Genomic DNA, 16,505 nt, shown 5'->3' on the forward strand with positions numbered 1-16,505 from the left:
GCATTTGCTGGGGCGCCAGGAGCGCCGTAAGCTAGCGCCTTTCCCACGCGAGGCCCGGCCATGGCGACGAACATCATTACCAGAGAAGGCCACACTGCCTTGAAGGCGGAGTTGGACCATCTGTGGCGGGTGTATCGCCCGGAAATCACGCAGAAAGTGGCCTGGGCGGCGTCCCTCGGCGACCGCAGTGAAAACGCCGATTACCAATACAACAAAAAGCTGCTGCGCGAGATCGACCGCCGCGTGCGCTACCTGCGCAAGCGGCTGGAAGACGTCAAGGTCGTGGACTATTCGCCGGAACAGGAAGGGCGGGTGTTCTTCGGCGCGTGGGTCGAGATCGAGAACGACGACGGCGAAGCCAAACGCTTTCGCATCGTCGGGCATGACGAGATCTACGGGCGCCTGGATTACATCTCCATCGACGCGCCCATGGCCCGCGCGTTGTTGAAAAAGGAAGAGGGCGATGAGGTCACGGTTCAGACGCCGAGTGGCGAGGCGATCTGGTATGTGAGTGGGATCAAGTACGGCGCGGAGGGATAAAGCTGCGAACCCTTCTGACCGACTGCAGCTCGCTAACGGGTGCGGCCGCTGGCTCTTCATCGCCTGACCCACCTTCGCGAATGAATTCGCTCCCACAGGAGGTAGTGTCGCCAGGCAGTTCTGGGCCTAGCTCCTACAGATTCAATCTCGGGGCTAAGCCTGCAAAACCTCCCGCCGATACTGCCCCGGCGATTTCCCATGCACTCGCCGAAACGCCACCCCGAATGCCGCGTCGGAAAGGTAACCCAAGGACGCCGCAACGGTGGCGACACTTCCGGTGCCAGTGGCCAATCGTGCAGCGGCCACGCGCATGCGCCAGCGGGTGGCATATTCCACGGGCGGCTGGCCGACCCGGGCCTTGAACAGGGCCGCGAAGCTCGAACGCGAAAGGCAGGCGATGTCGGCCATCTCGGCCAGTTTCCAGGACTTTTCCGGGGCGTTGTGGATCGCGCGCATGACGTTGGCAATGGCCGGTTCCCGCAACCCCGCCAGCCAGGCGAGATCAGCGACGTTGGCGGTGCTGATGTGATGGCGCAGCGTGTGAACGAAGATCAGCCGCAGCAGGTCGTTGCACATCGTGTACGCCCCGGCTAGCGCCGATTGCCACTCCCGGTCCAGTTCATCCAGCAGCCAGGCGAAGGAAGATGCTCCTCCGGACTCGGCGCGGATGATGATCGCCGGTGGCAACAGCGCCAGCAAATCGCTCGCGCCGGGGCTGACCAGCGAGACGCTGCCACCCAACAGCTCCACCTCATCCCCGACGCCAAAACTCGCCGACGCACCCGACGGCCCGAAAACCTCGGACGCATTCACGGCTTCAAGTTCGGGGGCGCTCGCCAGCACGAACGGCGTGCGGGACACCACAAAACAATCCCCCGCCTGCAAGCGGCGGGGCGGCTGATCCGGCAGGCACAGCCAGCATTCGCCCCGACGCACCACGTTGAATTTCAGCTCGATGGGCCGGAAGCGCAACGCCCATTCGCCACCGGCTTGCAGCCGCACGGAACACGCCGCGCGCAGGCCCGCCAGGGAAAGGATGTCGGAGAGAGGATCGGACACGGGGCTTTGGATGATCACGACAGAAAACCGGATGATATGAACTGGTTCGTCCCGGCAGCTTAAAGAAGAATCGAGCGCTCCGATACCCACCGAGGACATACCCATGACGACCCTTCAACAACCGCTTCCTTCACCGTTCAACGCCGCGAGCACTGCCGACGACGTGATGACAGGCATCAACCTGAGCGGGCGCCTTGCCATCGTTACCGGCGGGTATTCCGGCCTGGGCTTGATCACCACGAGAAGTCTCGTAAACGCCGGGGCGCAAGTCATCGTGCCTGCCAGAGACGTCGAACGTGCCCAGGCTGCATTGGCGGGCATCAAGGGTGTCAGCGTTCAGCCCATGGACCTGATGGCCCCGGCGTCCATCCGGACCTTTTGCGAGCGCATCGTCCAGCAGGGCCAACCGCTTTCTCTGCTGATCAACTGCGCGGGCGTCATGGCATCGCCCCTTGTCCGGGACGCCGACGGCCATGAAAGCCAGTTCGCCACCAATCACCTCGGCCATTTCAGCCTGACCTGCGGCCTGTGGCCGGTGTTGAAGGCAGCAGGTTCAGCGCGGGTAGTGTCCGTTTCATCCCGAGGCCATCAGATCGCGGGCATCGATTTCGACGACATCGATTTCAACCGTCGCCCGTATGACAAGTGGGTTGCCTACGGCCAGTCAAAAACCGCTAACGCGCTGTTCGCCCTGGCGCTGGACGCTCGCAGTCGTGACCTTGGCATTCGCGCGTTTTCGCTGCACCCGGGCCAGATTCTGACCGACCTCGGGCGCCATTTGAGCCGCGCCGAGATCGACGCATTTGACGTATTCGATGAAAACGGTCAGCAGAAAATCGCCCCTGAACTCGGCCTCAAAACCCTTGAACAGGGCGCGGCGACCGGCCTGTGGTGCGCGACCAGTTCGCTGCTGGACGGCAAGGGCGGTGTGTATTGCGAAGACTGCAACATCGCGCCGGTGAACGATCCCGCGTCAGGCCGCAAAGGCGTTGCACAATGGGCGGCCGATCCCGAACTCGCTGAGCGCTTGTGGCGCGTGTCGGAGCAGTGGACAGGTGTGACGCTCTGACGCCCGACACGCGCACCTCAACGCGATTCCGGTGCCCCTCGGCCACTGTCATCCCGAGGCGTGCGGCCGAAAAACGCCTTGTACGCCCGGCTGAACGCGGCTTCGGATTCGTAGCCGATGGTGAAGCCGATTTCCCCGATGCGACTGTCGTGCCGGGCCAGCATGGTCTTGGCCAGTGTCAGCCGCCATTCGTTCTGGTAACGCAGCGGTGAGCGGCCTACCAGCGCGGTGAAGCGGTCGCAGAAACTGGAGCGCGACATACCGGCCACATCGGCGAGCGCGTCGATGCGCCACTGTTGACCGGGTTTTTCGTGAATCGCGCGAAGGGCGCGGGCGATGCGTTCATCCGACAATCCGCCGAGCCAGCCCGACGCCAGGCCTTGTTGAACCCACGTGCGCAGGATGCGAATGACCACCAGGTCGATCAGGCGCGAGATCATCAAGGCGCCGCCCGGCTGGGTGTCGTTGGCCTCCAGCAGCATGAAATACAGAATGCCTTCCGACCACGGCGCGGCGTCGGCGTGGCGGATGTGAATCAGCCACGGCATGGCGAACAGCATCGCCTGAAAGCTGCCCGCATCGAACCAGAACCGGCAAATGACCAGCGTCGCGGGGCCATCGGTGGCCGTGATGGTCAACTGCGATGGATCATGGGGCAGCAGTAGAATGTCGCCCTGTTCGACGACGATGGCCTGTCGATCCGTCCCCTCGATGCGCAACTGCCCGGTTTGCAGCACGCAGACGTGGGCACTTTTTTCATCCAGATTCAGACGTTCCCCCTGCGCCACGCTGGACGAATAGACCCGATCCCCGGTGAGGCGAATCTGCGCCAATACCTGAGACAGCAAGTCACCTGCCGCCAACCCCTCCAGTTGCATTTCCGGAAGAATGATCAAATTTTCCAGTAAATCCGTCATGTCCGTTCGACCGCGCCTTCAATAACCTGAACGCCGGAATCATAACGCTTCAGCGCCGACAAACCGAAACGCTCTCGTCGTTTTTCGGTGTCGAGCCGTTGTGCACATCATCCAACAAAACAGGACGCACCCCATGTTCGGCATTTCTCCCCTCGGCTGGGTACACACCCTCGGCAGCCTGCCCGCCATTCCGCTGGCGGCGTACATGTTCATCAAGCACGGGCGCATCGTGCCGAGGTCAGGACCGGGCCTGGCGTACTTCCTCTTCATGCTGCTCGGCGGCAGCACGGTGTTCCTCGTGGCGAAACAACCCATCAGCCCGGTGATTGGCGCAATCACGCTGGTGTTGCTGTTCGCGGGGTACGGCGTCGGCTTCGTCAGCGCACTGGGCCGGGCGCGGGTGTACCTGGAAACGGTCCTGCTGAGCCTGACGGCGTTTTTCCTCATGGTCCCCAGCGTCTCCGAGACCCTGCGCCGTGTGCCGGACGGCCATCCCATCGTCACCGACCCTGAGTCGCCGCTGCTGAAAGGCGCGCTGGGGTTCATCGCCCTTGCGTTGGTGGTGGGCGTCGTCGGGCAGATGATTCATCTGCGCCGGGAAGGCAAGCGAAACGCCCGCAGTGGCACGTCGGAGGCGAGCGGGGCGACGAAGATGTCGTGACGGGAGGTTAAGGCAGAAGCGGCGGGGCGACGTCACGCCCCGCTTGACTTATTACCCTTCGCGCAACACCGTCAACGGGCTGGCATTCAGCGCACGCCGGGTGCCGAACACGCCCGCGCCGCCGACCAGCAGGGCGCCAATCAGCGGCAACAGCAGCAGCCACGGATGCGGCGACCACTCAAGGCTGAACGCGTAGCGGTACAGGACGAAACTCACCAGCTCGCACCCCAGCGCCGCCAACACCCCGCTGACCGCACCCAACAGTCCGAACTCGATGCGCCGCGCCTTGATCAGCAACGCACGATTGGCCCCCAGCGCCCTCAGCAGCGCGCCCTGACGAATGCGCTCGTCCAGCGTGGCCTGCAACCCCGAGAACAGCACCGACAAACCCGCCGCCAACACGAACAGCAACACGTACTGCACCGCCAGCGTGACCTGATCGAGGATGCTGCGCAGCTGCTCCAGCAGCGCTTCCACTTGCAGGATCGTCACCGCCGGAAAGGCGCGGGACAGCTCGACAATCTGCTGATCGTGGCCGGGGGCGAGGTAGAAACTGGTCAGGTAGGTGGTCGGTACATCCTCCAGCGTGCCGGGCTGGAAGATCACGAAGAAGTTCGGCTGAAAAGTGTCCCAGTTGATGTCGCGCAGGCTCGTGACCTTCACCTCGTGAGTGGCGCCGCCGATGACGAAACTCAGGGTGTCGCCGAGTTTCATGTTCAGGCTCTTGGCGAGTTTGGCCTCCACCGACACGCCGGGAACGACGTCGGCAGCGGGCGGCTGATCGCCCCACCACTGGCCTTCGGTGACGCTGTTCCCTTCCGGGAGATTGGCAGACCACGTCAGGTTAAGGTCGCGCTGGGTGGCGTTCTCGCCGCGGGAGTCCTTGGTCACGAACTTGCTCACTGGCTCGCCGTTGATGCTCATCAGGCGCCCCGGAATCATCGGGTACAGCGGCGCGCTGTGGGTTGACAGCTGGCTCATGCGCTGGGCGAAGTTGTCGCGCTCGGTGGGCAGGATGTTCAGCGCGAAATAGTTCGGCGCGTCCTTGGGCAATTGGTTTTGCCACGTGTCGAGCAATTCGCCGCGCAGCAGCGCGATCAGTCCCATCGACAGCAGAATCAGACCGAACGCGAGGGATTGACCGGCCGCCGCCATCGGGTGACGCAGCAACTGGCCCAATCCCAGCCGCCACGGCAGCGAGGCATTGGCCAGCAAGCGACGCAGGCTTTGCAGCGCCAGCAACAGCACACCGCCGAGGATCGCCGCAGCGATCAGCCCACCGCCGAGCAGGGCGAAGGTCAGCACGAGATCGAGGCTCAGGCGCCACATGATCAGGCCCAGCGCCAGCAGCGCGGCGCCGTAGACCAGCCAGGTGCTCGCGGGGATCGGCAGCATGTCGCGGCGCAATACCCGCAATGGTGGCACGCGACCCAGCGCCGCCAACGGCGGCAGGGCGAAACCGGCCAGCGCGATCAACCCGGTGCTGATCCCCGCCAACGCCGGTAGCCAGCCGCCGGGTGGAACTTGCGCGGGCAGCAGGTTCTCCAGCAGGTAGAACAGGCCGAGTTGGGCGAACCAGCCGAGGAGGGCGCCCGTCACGCTGGCCACGATCCCCAGCATCGCCAATTGCAGGCTGAACAGCACCAGCGCCTCATTGCGCGAAAGACCCAGGCAGCGCAGCAAGGCACTGGCGTCGAAGCGCCGAACCGCAAAGCGCGCCGCCGACAGCGCCACCGCGACCCCGGCCAGCAACACGGCGACCAGGCTCGCCATGTTCAGGTAACGTTCGGCCTTGCCCAGCGCGCCGCCGATCTGCTGATTGCCGTCACGGGCATCGTCGATTTTCTGGTTCGGTGCCAGGTCAGGCTCGATGGACTTGCGGTACGCCGCCAGATTCTCGGGCGTGCCGCGCCACAGGTCACGGAAATTGACCCGGCTGCCCGGCTGCACGACTTTGGTGGCTTCCAGGTCGGCCATGTTGATCAGAACCCGAGGCGTCAGGCTGTAGAAATTCCCGGCGCGGTCCGGTTCGTAGGTCAGCACGCGGGTGAGTTTCAGTGTCGTGGAGCCGACATCGATGCTGTCGCCAACCTTGAGGTTCAGCGCCGCCAGGATCCGCGATTCTGCCCAGGCTTCGCCTTGCTGCGGTTCGCCGCCACTGACTTCAGGCTGATAGGGCGCTTCGGCGCTTTTCAGCTCGCCGCGCAACGGGTAGGCCGCGTCCACCGCCTTGACGCTGGCCAACTGGATGCCGTTGTCGGTGGCGACCACGCTGGAGAAGATCACGATCTGCGAATGATCCAGCTTGAGGGCAGTGCCCGCTTCGATCTGTTCGGGTTTGGCGGGGGTCGAGCCGCTGAGAATCAAGTCCGCGCCCAGGAATTCGGTGGCCCGCAACAGCATCGCGCTGTTCAGCCGTGAGCCGAAGTAACCAATGGCGGTGCTGGCGGCAACCGCAATCACCAGGGCGAAAAACAGCACCCGCAACTCCCCGGCGCGGGCGTCGCGCATCAGTTGGCGGGCCGCGAGGCTCAGCAAACGGGCAAACGGCAAGCGTGCCATCAAGGCTCCATGGGGGTGACCAGTCGGCCACCTTCAAGACGGATCAGGCGCCGGCAACGATGGGCCAGGCGTTCATCGTGGGTCACGAGCACCAGCGTGGTATTGCGTTCCTGGTTCAGTTCGAACAGCAGGTCGCTGATGCGCTCGCCAGTGTGGCTGTCGAGGTTGCCGGTGGGTTCGTCTGCGAACAGCACGTCGGGGTCGGCGGCAAAGGCGCGGGCGATGGCCACGCGTTGCTGTTCACCGCCGGACAGCTGTTTCGGGGTGTGGGTCAGGCGCTGGCCGAGACCGACCCGCTCCAGCAGGTGCCGCGCGCGTTCGCGAGCGTCTTTGCGGCCTTCCAGCTCCATCGGCAGCATGACGTTTTCCAGGGCGTTGAGGCTGTCCAGCAATTGAAAGGACTGAAACACGAACCCGACGTGCTCGGCGCGGACGCGGGCGCGCTGGTCTTCATCCAGTTCGCTGAGGTTGCGCCCGGACAGCGTCACGGCACCTGCACTGGGCAGGTCGAGACCGGCGAGCAGGCCGAGCAGGGTGGATTTGCCGGAACCGGACGCGCCAACGATGGCCAGGGTGTCGCCCTTGTTCAGTTCCAGAGAAAGTTCGTGCAGGATGGTCAAGTCACCTTCGGTGCTTGGGACCACTTTGCTGAGGTTCCGAGCACTGAGAATACTTTCGCTCATGGAGAATCCGATGCGTGCGTGGTTTTTAAGTGCTGGCCTGGGGTTGCTGCTGTTGTCTCAAGGAGCGATGGCAGGCACGGTGCTGATCGTGGGGGATAGTATCAGCGCGGCTTTCGGCCTGGATACCCGTGTGGGTTGGGTCAGCCTGCTGGAAAAGCGCCTGGCAGAGCAGGGCTACACAGATAAGGTGGTGAACGCGTCGGTCAGCGGCGACACCAGCGCCGGGGGCCAGGCGCGGCTGCCGGCGCTGCTTGCGCAGCACAAACCTGACCTGGTGATTCTCGAACTGGGCGGCAACGACGGCCTGCGCGGGCAGCCACCGGCGCAATTGCAACAGAATCTTTCGTCAATGATCGACAGTTCCCGGGCTGCCGGGGCGAAAGTGCTGCTGTTGGGTATGCAGATTCCGCCGAATTACGGGGCGCGTTACACCGAAGCGTTCAAGGCGGTGTACGGCAATCTCGCGACCGAGAAGAAAGTGGCGCTGGTGCCGTTCATGCTGGAAGGCGTGGGCGGAGTGCCGGAGTTTACTCAGGCCGATGGGCTGCACCCGGCGGCGAATGCGCAGCCGCGGTTGCTGGACAACGTCTGGGCAGAGTTGAAGCCGCTTTTGTAGTGGGCTCAGGCCCACCTCGAAAATCAACCCGCATCCGCCAAAATTAAAGGCCTCCAGCCCTTTTCCGGACGAGGCCTTTCGGCTAATGTGGCGCCCCCGATTCGGAGCCCCCCGATGCGCCGCCCTGCCTGGTCCCTGTTTGCCTATCAACTGATCGAACCCGATGAGCAACTCGACCTGTTCGCGTGCCAGGAAGTGCGTGTGCACCTGGTCGCCCGGCAACTGGAGCTGGCCGGTTCCGCCGACCGTACCCTCTGCGGCACTTTGCTCCCGGCGCAGCCGCGCTGGTCCGACGTCCAGCAGGGCATCTACCAGGACGAACGTCTATGCCCCCTGTGCCGGGCGATCATCGACGCCCAACGCCGGGGCTGGCACCCGATCTGGCCCGAGCTGGACCAGACACTCTAAATTTCGCTTCATGTTGCACACCGTCGCGCCTACTCCCGAAGGCCGTGGGGTGGGTGTACAATCGCGGCCATTCAAGCCTCCCGTTTATCCAAGGACTTCCCGGATGTTGTCGCGCATTCCAGCTTTCGCCCGCTGTCTGTCGCTTGCTGCACTGTGTGCGGCCGGCCCTGTCTCCGCTCTGGAGTTTCCGTTGCCGCCGCCCGGTGAAGACATCATCGGCCAGGTGCAAACCGTCACCGCCAAGTACGAAGACACCTTCGCCGACCTCGGCACGAAGTACGATCTGGGCTATCTGGAAATGATCGCCGCCAACCCTGGCGTCGATGCGTGGCTGCCGGGCGCGGGCACTCAGGTGATCCTGCCGACCCGCTTCATCCTGCCGCCCGGCCCGCGTGAAGGCATCGTCATCAACCTGGCCGAGTACCGTTTGTACTACTACCCGAAAGGCCGGAACGTCGTGTACACCTTCCCGCTGGGTATTGGCCGCGAGGGCTGGGGCTCGCCGGTGTCGACCACCAAAGTCACCGCCAAAACCCCGAACCCGACCTGGACCCCACCGGCGTCGGTCAAGGCCGAACACGCCGCCGACGGCGACATCCTGCCCAACGTCGTGCCGGCCGGCCCGGACAACCCGCTGGGGCCGTTCAAGTTCGGTCTGGGCTTGCCGGGTTACCTGATCCACGGGTCGAACAAGAAGTTCGGCATCGGCATGCGCACCAGCCACGGCTGCTTCCGTATGTACAACAACAACGTGCTGGAGATGGCGGACATGGTGCCGGTCGGGACCACCGTGCGCATCATGAACGAGCCGTACAAGTTCGGCATCAGCGGTGGCAAGGTCTATCTGGAAGCGCACACGCCGCTGGATGAGAGCGGTAATCCGTCGGTGGTCGACAAGCACACGGCCGTGATCAATGCCTTGCTCAAGCGCGAAGACCTGGCCAACAACCTGCGGATTCAGTGGGATTCGGTGCGTGACGTGGTGGCGGCAGAAGATGGCATGCCGGTCGAGATCGCGGTGCCGGGCGTAGCAACCCCTGCGGTGAGCCCTGCGCCGGTGACCATGCAGTAAACCGGAGCGGTCTCTGATACCCGTTCACCGGGCCTCGCGAGGCAGGGTGAACGGGTTTTTTATTGCCTGAAACATCGCCGGTGAGGGCGCCTCAAGGGACGTCAGGCAACAAAAAAGCCGATCCGAAACCGGACCGGCTTATCAATAATCCCGAGGGACTATTACTTGCGGCTTGCCTTGTCGAGCATGCGCAGAGCGCGCTCGTTGGCTTCGTCAGCAGTTTGCTGAGCTTTTTGAGCAGCAGCCAGAGCTTCATCAGCCTTGCGGTAGGCTTCGTCAGCACGGGCTTGGGAGCGAGCGGCTGCGTCTTCAGTTGCAGTCAGACGAGCTTCAGTTTCTTTGGATGCGCTGCTGCAACCGGTAGCCAGAACTGCGGCCAGGGCCAGAGCAGAGAATTTCAGAACGTTGTTCATCGTGTTCCCCTTAAAGGACTTCTATCAAAATTAGTCATCTCTCGAAAATGAGAAAATGACCGGCGTACATACTACCCATTGTTTGTAGTAAGTAAACGGACTATGCGCAAGAACCGCATAAAATTCTTTGGTTTGAACGTGTTCCGTGCAACTCCTCACGCTTTTTATACGCAAAAAATCCTTCACCGTCAGACGATTACGGTCGTGGGTGAGACCGGTTAAAACCCTCGAATCGGCGTACGTTCATGCGCGTCAAACAGGGCTGGTTACCCTGGAACAACATGACGCCCGTTCGGAATCCCGCGCCTCTCAGCCTTTTTTGTATAGACGATGATTGGCAAGAGTGCTTGTTCTGACGTGCTTTAAGTGACTCAAGCGCACCGTTAGCGTCTCAATGGACATTCGTCGGCGGCGTCAGGTTCAACCCGAGTGGTGTCAGATGTGCGGCAGTGCATATTCTCCCCATTTCCTTGAGCGGATTCAGCAATCGAGCCTACTATCTGGGGGTGCTCATTTGTTTGAGAAGCCAAAGCCTTCTCGGTGTCCAAATCAGGCACGGGGTGGCGGATCAGGCGGTTTGAAACCGTAGCGAGCGAAGACAAGACAAGGCAAAAAACGGCGGGAAACGGCCGGGGTCGCGACCGACTCTAGGTTCTAAATGAGCATTTCCCGCCGTTTTTTAACGCCGTATTGTTGAGCGCAGTAGGTTTCACCCGCCTGATAGTTCCTTCGCCGGACAAACATGGGTAAGGTAGGGGTCAAATTTTAAGACCCGCGAGGAGTAGTGATGAGCGAGGCGTTGTCCATACACCATGACAAGACCGGTCACCAGTTCGAAATCAACATCGACGGTCACCGCGCTTATCTGACGTACATGGATCTGGGGAAACAGACCCTGGACATTTATCGTACGTTCGTGCCGAACGCATTGCGGGGGCGGGGTATCGCTGCGGCGTTGACCGAAGTCGCGCTCGATTATGCCGAGAGCAACGGTTACACCGTCATTCCATCGTGCTCTTATGTCGAGCGCTATATGGAACGCAACCAGCGTCAGGCCGCGAAGATCTGACCGGTCTAAAAAACACAGCTGCAATAGAAAACGCCGAGCAAATGCTCGGCGTTGTCGTTTTCGGCCTTCGGATCAGCCGCGCTTACGGTTCGGCAACACGTCCTTGAGCTTGGCATGCATGCTGCGCAGGGTCTTCTCGGTGGTTTCCCAGTCGATACACGCGTCGGTGATCGACACGCCGTATTCCAGGTCCGCGAGGTCTTTTGGAATCGACTGCGCGCCCCATTTCAAGTGGCTTTCCACCATCAGGCCGATGATCGACTCGTTGCCTTCCAGAATCTGGTTGGCGACGTTTTCCATGACCAGCGGTTGCAGCGCCGGGTCTTTGTTGGAGTTGGCGTGGCTGGCATCGACCATGATGTTCGGCTTGATCTTCGCCTTGTTCAGCGCTTGTTCACACAGCGCGACGCTGACCGAGTCATAGTTCGGCTTGCCGTTGCCGCCGCGCAATACCACGTGGCCGTAGGCGTTGCCTTTGGTGGTGACGATGGACACGCCACCTTCCTGGTTGATGCCCAGGAAACGGTGCGGGCTGGAGACCGACTGCAGCGCGTTGATCGCCACGGTCAGGCCGCCGTCGGTGCCGTTCTTGAAGCCCACAGCCGAGGACAGGCCCGAGGCCATTTCGCGGTGCGTCTGGGATTCGGTGGTGCGGGCGCCGATGGCCGACCAGCTGATCAGGTCCTGCAGGTATTGCGGGGAGATCGGGTCCAGCGCTTCGGTTGCGGTCGGCAGGCCTTTCTCGGCCAGGTCCAGCAACAGCTGACGGCCGATGTGCAGACCGTCCTGAATCTTGAAGGAGTCGTCCAGGTACGGGTCGTTGATCAGGCCTTTCCAGCCGACGGTGGTGCGCGGCTTTTCGAAATACACGCGCATCACCAGATACAGGGTGTCGGACAGCTCGGCCGACAGAGCCTTCAGGCGCTCGGCGTATTCGTGAGCCGCCTTGATGTCATGGATCGAGCACGGCCCGATCACGATGAACAGGCGGTGGTCCTTGCCATCGAGAATGTTGCGGATAACTTCGCGGCCCTTGCTCACGGTCGCCTGCGCAGCAGGGGTGAGGGGAATTTCGCGTTTGAGCTGATCCGGAGTGATCAGTGTCTCGTTGGAGGCAACGTTGAGGTCGTCAATCGGTAAATCAGCCATCGTGTTACTCATCAGGGTCACGGTGCCAGGCGCCAAGTGTGGCGGGCCCGGCAGTATTGAGGGCAGGGGGAGCGGAACCTTAGCGCGTTAACCCGTACTTCGACAATGGGTAAACGAGGCTTTTGTCCAACGGTTCCGGGATTGTGGGCCGGAAGTTTGGAAAGGGGCACGCGGGTGCGGATATAGTGTGCGGCAGACCTGGGGGACATCGGCGTGGATCAACTGCAACTGACGGATTTTGACGTCGATCAGCAACTGCTGGCATTGCCCGGCGTCTCTTTATTGATCTTCACCAGCATCGGCTGCTCCAGCTGCCGCTGGGCGCGGCATCACCTACCTGAACTGTCACTGCCCATCGACCGGCTGTGCTGGATCGACGCGGAAGAAAACGGTGGGGCCGTGCAGCGTTACGGCGTTTTTCATCTGCCGACGCTGTTCGTCATCCGCGACGGCGAGTTTTACGGGACGTTGCGTGTCACGTTGTCCCTGGACGCCATCGTTGCCGGTCTCGAACAGGCGCTGGCGCAGGCACCGGGCGATCTGCCCTGAGTGAGTCACGGACAGAAGCAGTCATGAACATGTAGCCATCGACGAGGAAAGCATGAGCGAAACCACACAAAAGCCCCGCATCGGGATCATCGGCACCGGCGCCATCGGCGGTTTCTACGGCGTGATGCTGGCCCGCGCCGGTTTCGATGTGCATTTTTTACTGCGCAGCGAATTCAGCGCGGTGTCAGCAAACGGCCTGCGCATAGACAGCCAAGTGCACGGCCACCTGACGCTGGACAACGTTCAAGCCTATTCCTCGGCCGCCGACATGCCGCCTTGCGACTGGCTTCTGGTGGGCGCAAAGAGCACCGGCACTCACGGCGTTGCACCGGCGATTATCGAGGCGGCGGCACCTGGCGCCAAGGTGCTGATGCTGCAAAACGGCCTTGGGGTTGAAGAAGACTTACGGGCCGCGCTCCCGGACAGTCTGCACCTGCTAGGCGGCCTGTGTTTCATCTGCGTTCATCGCACGGCACCGGGCCAGATCGCTCACCAGGCGTTCGGCGCCGTCAACATCGGCTATCACAGCGGTCCAGCGCCCGACGCTAAAGCCAGCCTCGCTATCGTGCAAGACGGCGCAGCGCTGTTTCACGCTGCCGGGATCGAGTCGGTGCCCATGGACAATCTGCACAAGGCCCGCTGGCAGAAACTGGTCTGGAACGTGCCGTACAACGGGTTGTCGGTCTTGCTCAACGCAAGCACCACCCCATTGATGGCCGATCCCGACAGCCGCGTGCTGATTCAGGGGCTGATGGACGAGGTGGTCGAGGGGGCTCGGGCCTGTGGTCATGTGTTGCCGGAAGGTTACGCGCAGCAGTTGTTCAACGTGACAGGCGGGATGCCGGATTATCGCCCGAGCATGTACCACGATTTCATCGAGAAACGCCCGCTGGAGCTGGACGCGATCTACGCCAACCCGCTGGCTGCGGCGTTGGCGGCAGGGTGCGACATGCCGAAGATTCGGGCGCTGTATCACGCGCTAGGCTTCATTGACCGCGCCAACCGATAGGCCATTTTTGCCTGGTTTCGATCAGGCTAAACACTGGGTAACCTTCGATCACGCTTGGGGAACACGATGACCACCGATCTGACGCTGAAAAACGCGGGCAACAAGCTGGTCCTGGCGATTTCTTCGCGGGCGCTGTTCGACCTTCGGGAAAGCCATGCGATCTACATGACCGACGGGGTCGCCGCGTATCGCAAGTACCAGATCGATCACGAAGACGAAGTGCTGGAGCCTGGCGATGCCTTCCGGCTCGTCGAGAAACTCCTGAGCCTCAATACCCGCCTGACGCAATCCCGGGTCGAGGTGGTGCTGGTGTCGCGTAACAGTGCCGACACCGGCTTGCGCGTCTTCAACTCCATTCAGCATTACGGGCTGGACATCTCGCGGGCCGCGTTTGTCGGCGGTCGCAGCCCGTTTCCCTATCTGGCGGCCTTTGGCAGCCACCTGTTTCTTTCGACCCACGCCGAGGACGTGCGCAGCGCACTCGACGCGGGATTTGCCGCTGCAACCATTCTGTCCGGCGGTGCCCGACGCGCTGCCAGTGCCGAACTGCGGATCGCGTTCGACGGCGATGCCGTGCTGTTTTCCGACGAGTCCGAGCGCATTTATCAGTCGGGTGGGCTGCAAGCGTTTCAGGCCAGCGAGCGCGAGGCGGCGCGTTTGCCGCTGCCTGGCGGTCCCTTCAAGCCCTTTCTGGCCGCCTTGAATCTGTTGCAGCGGGAATTTCCCGAAGAGTCCTGCCCGATTCGCACGGCACTGGTCACGGCCCGGTCGGCCCCCGCCCATGAGCGGGTCATCCGCACCCTTCGCGAGTGGGACATCCGCCTGGACGAATCACTGTTTCTGGGCGGGCTGGAAAAAGCGGCCTTTCTGGAAGCCTTCGCCGCCGATGTGTTCTTCGACGACCAGCCGGGCCATTGCGAGAAGGCGAGGGAGGTGGTCGCCACTGGCCACGTGCCTCACGGCATCAGCAATGAGCTAAAACCGTGAACCTTTAGACCGGAAAGCTGTATAGAACCGGTCGAATTTCTCATGCGCTGCTACGCTGAATCATGTCTCCACCTGTCATGGTCGCCTGGAGGTCACATGATTCGCTCGATGCTGTATGCCACGGATCTCGGTCTTTACGCGCCCTACGTCCTGCAACACGCCTTGTCCCTGGCGCGAACGTTTGAGGCTGAGTTGCACGTGATTCACGTCGTTGAGCCCATGGGGCTGTTCGCCGAGTCCGTTCTGCAAAGCTACCTCGCTGAGGACGTGCTCCGGGAATTGCACAGCGAAGGCGTCAACTCTGTGATCGAGGGCATCGAGCTACGGGTGCTGGCCGGGTTTCGTGACGAACTGGGGGAAGATAATCAGGACCTGGCGTTGATTCACAGTGTGCGGGTGGTGCAAGGCGATCCGTCCAACGTCATCCTCGAACAGGCACAGCGCCTGGAAGTCGATCTGCTGGTGGTGGGCAGCCATAGCCACGGGGCTGAGGGGGACACACCGATCGGGCGCACGGCGGCGCGGGTGCTGCAACTGTCCGAAGTGCCGGTGTACATGGTGCCCATGCTGCAAAACCGCTCGGGGAGATGAGTGCGGCGTGAAATTCGTCGCGCCAATGCAAAAGCAGCGTGCCATTACTGAATAAAAGTGATAAAAAGTTCTAGCTTTGCCTTTGGGACCATTAATCCAGTTATATACCGTCGCTGATGCCCGTGGCGTCTTCCGGCTTTGAGGGATACATATGAAGCTTCAACAATTGCGCTACATCTGGGAAGTGGCGCACCACGACCTCAACGTCTCGGCGACGGCGCAGAGCTTGTACACATCGCAACCGGGCATCAGTAAGCAGATCCGGTTGCTGGAAGATGAATTGGGGGTCGAGGTTTTTGCCCGCAGCGGCAAGCACCTGACTCGCGTGACCCCGGCCGGGGAACGGATCATCACCACCGCAGGCGAGATTCTGCGCAAGGTCGAGAGCATCAAGCAGATCGCTCAGGAGTTCTCCAACGAGAAGAAAGGCACGCTGTCCATCGCCACCACCCACACCCAGGCGCGATACGCCTTGCCGCCGGTGATCAGCAATTTCATCAAGCAATACCCGGATGTCGCGCTGCACATGCACCAGGGTTCGCCGATGCAGATCGCCGAGATGGCCGCTGACGGCACCGTTGATTTCGCCATTGCTACCGAAGCGCTTGAGCTGTTCGGCGATCTGGTGATGATGCCGTGCTACACGTGGAACCGCTGCGTGGTCGTGCCGCAAGGCCACCCGCTGACCAAACTGCCGAAGCTGACCCTGGAAATCCTCGCCGAATACCCGATCGTGACCTACGTGTTCGGTTTCACTGGCCGTTCCAAGCTCGACGAAGCCTTCAGCCATCGCGGCCTGACGCCGAAGGTGGTGTTCACCGCCGCCGACGCCGACGTGATCAAAACCTACGTTCGCTTGGGCCTGGGTGTCGGGATCGTCGCCAAAATGGCCGTCGACCCGAAACTGGACAGCGACCTGGTCGTGCTCGACGCCAGCGAACTGTTCGAAGCCAGCATCACCAAGATCGGCTTCCGTCGCGGCACGTTCCTGCGCGGCTTCATGTGCGACTTCATCGAAAAGTTCGCCCCACACCTGACGCGCGACGTCATGGCCAAGGCGATCCAGTGCCACAACAAGCAAGAGCTGGAAGAGCTGTTTGAAGGGGTCGTGCTTCCCGAGCATTGAGGGCAGCGTCAAGCTGCGAGCTTCA

At 62.0% G+C, this 16,505-nt stretch carries 18 protein-coding genes; 12 read left to right on the forward strand and 6 right to left on the reverse strand.

Going from position 1 to position 16,505, the window contains the following annotated elements:
- Window positions 1–60 precede the first annotated feature (60 nt).
- Window positions 61–540 carry a transcription elongation factor GreB gene (greB, locus tag AAEO81_RS14290; protein ID WP_341964235.1) on the forward strand — a complete coding sequence of 160 codons (480 nt, stop codon included), beginning with the start codon at window positions 61–63 and terminating at the stop codon, window positions 538–540.
- Window positions 541–693: 153 nt separating this feature from the next.
- Here greB and AAEO81_RS14295 read toward each other — a convergent pair whose 3' ends face one another.
- Complete coding sequence (locus AAEO81_RS14295) at window positions 694–1,617, reverse strand: AraC family transcriptional regulator (protein ID WP_341964236.1); 924 nt, start codon at window positions 1,615–1,617, stop codon at window positions 694–696.
- Window positions 1,618–1,702: 85 nt separating this feature from the next.
- Here AAEO81_RS14295 and AAEO81_RS14300 point away from each other — a divergent pair, with 85 nt between their 5' ends.
- A complete protein-coding gene (locus AAEO81_RS14300; protein WP_341964237.1) occupies window positions 1,703–2,668 on the forward strand; it encodes an oxidoreductase in 966 nt (321 codons plus the stop codon).
- 17 nt (window positions 2,669–2,685) lie between these two features.
- On the opposite strand, the gene AAEO81_RS14305 is transcribed toward AAEO81_RS14300, so the two are convergent.
- Complete coding sequence (locus AAEO81_RS14305) at window positions 2,686–3,585, reverse strand: AraC family transcriptional regulator (RefSeq protein ID WP_341964238.1); 900 nt, start codon at window positions 3,583–3,585, stop codon at window positions 2,686–2,688.
- A gap of 133 nt (window positions 3,586–3,718) precedes the next feature.
- Between AAEO81_RS14305 and AAEO81_RS14310 the strand changes: the two genes are divergently transcribed.
- Window positions 3,719–4,246 carry a hypothetical protein gene (locus AAEO81_RS14310; protein ID WP_341964239.1) on the forward strand — a complete coding sequence of 176 codons (528 nt, stop codon included), beginning with the start codon at window positions 3,719–3,721 and terminating at the stop codon, window positions 4,244–4,246.
- A 51-nt stretch (window positions 4,247–4,297) separates the two neighbouring features.
- Here the strand turns inward: AAEO81_RS14310 and AAEO81_RS14315 are convergent, their stop codons facing one another.
- Both AAEO81_RS14315 and AAEO81_RS14320 read right to left on the reverse strand, forming a co-directional pair.
- On the reverse strand, window positions 4,298–6,808 hold the full coding sequence (locus AAEO81_RS14315) for an ABC transporter permease (protein ID WP_341964240.1): 2,511 nt from the start codon (window positions 6,806–6,808) through the stop codon (window positions 4,298–4,300).
- Window positions 6,808–7,491, reverse strand: a complete 684-nt coding sequence (locus AAEO81_RS14320; RefSeq protein WP_166595465.1) for an ABC transporter ATP-binding protein — start codon at window positions 7,489–7,491, stop codon at window positions 6,808–6,810. Before AAEO81_RS14320 ends, AAEO81_RS14315 begins: the two co-directional genes overlap by 1 nt.
- A 10-nt stretch (window positions 7,492–7,501) precedes the next feature.
- On the opposite strand from AAEO81_RS14320, the gene AAEO81_RS14325 reads away from it, so the two are divergent.
- The 3 genes from AAEO81_RS14325 to AAEO81_RS14335 all read left to right on the forward strand — a co-directional run bounded on the left by AAEO81_RS14325 (window position 7,502) and on the right by AAEO81_RS14335 (window position 9,587).
- Window positions 7,502–8,107 carry an arylesterase gene (locus AAEO81_RS14325; protein WP_341964241.1) on the forward strand — a complete coding sequence of 202 codons (606 nt, stop codon included), beginning with the start codon at window positions 7,502–7,504 and terminating at the stop codon, window positions 8,105–8,107.
- Between the two features lie 114 nt (window positions 8,108–8,221).
- The gene (locus AAEO81_RS14330) at window positions 8,222–8,515 is read left to right on the forward strand and encodes a hypothetical protein (protein ID WP_166595467.1); all 294 of its coding nucleotides are present in this window, start codon (window positions 8,222–8,224) and stop codon (window positions 8,513–8,515) included.
- 103 nt (window positions 8,516–8,618) lie between these two features.
- Window positions 8,619–9,587 carry a L,D-transpeptidase family protein gene (locus AAEO81_RS14335; protein WP_341964242.1) on the forward strand — a complete coding sequence of 323 codons (969 nt, stop codon included), beginning with the start codon at window positions 8,619–8,621 and terminating at the stop codon, window positions 9,585–9,587.
- Between the two features lie 161 nt (window positions 9,588–9,748).
- On the opposite strand, the gene oprI is transcribed toward AAEO81_RS14335, so the two are convergent.
- Window positions 9,749–10,000, reverse strand: a complete 252-nt coding sequence (gene oprI, locus AAEO81_RS14340) for an outer membrane lipoprotei OprI (protein WP_003199355.1) — start codon at window positions 9,998–10,000, stop codon at window positions 9,749–9,751.
- A 787-nt stretch (window positions 10,001–10,787) separates the two neighbouring features.
- Here oprI and AAEO81_RS14345 point away from each other — a divergent pair.
- Window positions 10,788–11,069 (forward strand): GNAT family N-acetyltransferase, encoded by a 282-nt coding sequence (locus AAEO81_RS14345; RefSeq protein ID WP_166595469.1) that lies wholly within the window; start codon window positions 10,788–10,790, stop codon window positions 11,067–11,069.
- A 72-nt stretch (window positions 11,070–11,141) separates the two neighbouring features.
- Here AAEO81_RS14345 and AAEO81_RS14350 read toward each other — a convergent pair whose 3' ends face one another.
- Window positions 11,142–12,218, reverse strand: coding sequence for a 3-deoxy-7-phosphoheptulonate synthase (locus AAEO81_RS14350; protein ID WP_166595470.1), 1,077 nt, complete (start codon window positions 12,216–12,218; stop codon window positions 11,142–11,144).
- A gap of 213 nt (window positions 12,219–12,431) precedes the next feature.
- On the opposite strand from AAEO81_RS14350, the gene AAEO81_RS14355 reads away from it, so the two are divergent.
- The 5 genes from AAEO81_RS14355 to cysB all read left to right on the forward strand — a co-directional run bounded on the left by AAEO81_RS14355 (window position 12,432) and on the right by cysB (window position 16,480).
- Window positions 12,432–12,767, forward strand: coding sequence for a thioredoxin family protein (locus AAEO81_RS14355; RefSeq protein ID WP_341964245.1), 336 nt, complete (start codon window positions 12,432–12,434; stop codon window positions 12,765–12,767).
- Window positions 12,768–12,819: 52 nt separating this feature from the next.
- A complete protein-coding gene (locus AAEO81_RS14360) occupies window positions 12,820–13,776 on the forward strand; it encodes a putative 2-dehydropantoate 2-reductase (RefSeq protein WP_341964246.1) in 957 nt (318 codons plus the stop codon).
- 66 nt (window positions 13,777–13,842) lie between these two features.
- On the forward strand, window positions 13,843–14,763 hold the full coding sequence (locus tag AAEO81_RS14365; RefSeq protein WP_341964247.1) for a 5'-nucleotidase: 921 nt from the start codon (window positions 13,843–13,845) through the stop codon (window positions 14,761–14,763).
- A gap of 96 nt (window positions 14,764–14,859) precedes the next feature.
- Window positions 14,860–15,354: a universal stress protein gene (locus tag AAEO81_RS14370; protein WP_166595473.1), complete on the forward strand. Its 495-nt coding sequence runs from the start codon at window positions 14,860–14,862 to the stop codon at window positions 15,352–15,354.
- 151 nt (window positions 15,355–15,505) lie between these two features.
- Window positions 15,506–16,480: an HTH-type transcriptional regulator CysB gene (gene cysB, locus AAEO81_RS14375; protein WP_081566102.1), complete on the forward strand. Its 975-nt coding sequence runs from the start codon at window positions 15,506–15,508 to the stop codon at window positions 16,478–16,480.
- Window positions 16,481–16,505 lie beyond the last annotated feature (25 nt).

Origin of the sequence: Pseudomonas sp. RC10, assembly GCF_038397775.1 — a bacterium.
Classification (GTDB): Bacteria; Pseudomonadota; Gammaproteobacteria; order Pseudomonadales; family Pseudomonadaceae; genus Aquipseudomonas; species Aquipseudomonas bambusae.

Excerpts from the sequence above, each read along its gene's own strand:
- greB (WP_341964235.1), top strand. The coding sequence starts at position 61 with ATGGCGACGAACATCATTACCAGAGAAGGCCACACTGCCTTGAAGGCG.
- AAEO81_RS14300 (WP_341964237.1), top strand. The coding sequence starts at position 1,703 with ATGACGACCCTTCAACAACCGCTTCCTTCACCGTTCAACGCCGCGAGC.
- AAEO81_RS14305 (WP_341964238.1), bottom strand. The coding sequence starts at position 3,585 with ATGACGGATTTACTGGAAAATTTGATCATTCTTCCGGAAATGCAACTG.
- AAEO81_RS14310 (WP_341964239.1), top strand. The coding sequence starts at position 3,719 with ATGTTCGGCATTTCTCCCCTCGGCTGGGTACACACCCTCGGCAGCCTG.
- AAEO81_RS14315 (WP_341964240.1), bottom strand. The coding sequence starts at position 6,808 with ATGGCACGCTTGCCGTTTGCCCGTTTGCTGAGCCTCGCGGCCCGCCAA.
- AAEO81_RS14320 (WP_166595465.1), bottom strand. The coding sequence starts at position 7,491 with ATGAGCGAAAGTATTCTCAGTGCTCGGAACCTCAGCAAAGTGGTCCCA.
- AAEO81_RS14325 (WP_341964241.1), top strand. The coding sequence starts at position 7,502 with ATGCGTGCGTGGTTTTTAAGTGCTGGCCTGGGGTTGCTGCTGTTGTCT.
- AAEO81_RS14330 (WP_166595467.1), top strand. The coding sequence starts at position 8,222 with ATGCGCCGCCCTGCCTGGTCCCTGTTTGCCTATCAACTGATCGAACCC.
- AAEO81_RS14335 (WP_341964242.1), top strand. The coding sequence starts at position 8,619 with ATGTTGTCGCGCATTCCAGCTTTCGCCCGCTGTCTGTCGCTTGCTGCA.
- oprI (WP_003199355.1), bottom strand. The coding sequence starts at position 10,000 with ATGAACAACGTTCTGAAATTCTCTGCTCTGGCCCTGGCCGCAGTTCTG.
- AAEO81_RS14345 (WP_166595469.1), top strand. The coding sequence starts at position 10,788 with ATGAGCGAGGCGTTGTCCATACACCATGACAAGACCGGTCACCAGTTC.
- AAEO81_RS14350 (WP_166595470.1), bottom strand. The coding sequence starts at position 12,218 with ATGGCTGATTTACCGATTGACGACCTCAACGTTGCCTCCAACGAGACA.
- AAEO81_RS14360 (WP_341964246.1), top strand. The coding sequence starts at position 12,820 with ATGAGCGAAACCACACAAAAGCCCCGCATCGGGATCATCGGCACCGGC.
- AAEO81_RS14365 (WP_341964247.1), top strand. The coding sequence starts at position 13,843 with ATGACCACCGATCTGACGCTGAAAAACGCGGGCAACAAGCTGGTCCTG.
- AAEO81_RS14370 (WP_166595473.1), top strand. The coding sequence starts at position 14,860 with ATGATTCGCTCGATGCTGTATGCCACGGATCTCGGTCTTTACGCGCCC.
- cysB (WP_081566102.1), top strand. The coding sequence starts at position 15,506 with ATGAAGCTTCAACAATTGCGCTACATCTGGGAAGTGGCGCACCACGAC.